This is a genomic window from Agathobacter ruminis (genome assembly GCF_002735305.1).
In the GTDB taxonomy this organism is placed as follows: domain Bacteria; phylum Bacillota; class Clostridia; order Lachnospirales; family Lachnospiraceae; genus Roseburia; species Roseburia ruminis.
In genome coordinates this window covers 1-358 of the sequence record NZ_PDYG01000053.1, presented here as the reverse complement: position 1 = coordinate 358, position 358 = coordinate 1, and the positions used below count along the sequence as shown (strand labels likewise).

The 358-nt window shown below is 33.8% G+C and carries 1 protein-coding gene; it reads left to right on the top strand.

All coding sequences use genetic code 11. The features are described 5' to 3' along the window. Positions 1–191 (top strand): hypothetical protein (locus CSX02_RS13755; RefSeq protein ID WP_207653765.1); only part of this gene is annotated, 191 nt, incomplete at its 5' end. Positions 192–358 lie beyond the last annotated feature (167 nt).

Genomic DNA, 358 nt, shown 5'->3' with positions numbered 1-358 from the left:
ACTTTTTGGGAAATGTAGAGATTCCGATTAGACCGAGGTATGTACATGGATTCGCAAAAGATTTTGGATGGTATAGACTAGAGGAGAGTATCTTATGTTACCTCTTCAAAAGTTGGAAGGGGAAAACATATTATGAGGAGAATGGGCTTTATTATCCAAGTGAGATCTATAAAGAAAACGATGATGAATAGTTGTTTTAGTTCATAAATGAAAAATCAGATTAGAGGATTTTAAATAATGAGAAAGAAAACGGTAGAGATTATATGGGCCTTAATGCTGATAACAATGCTTTGTTGTGTGCAAGGGTGTGCCTTTATACATAGTGAAAAGAATCATATATATTTCAACAATGCGGAAC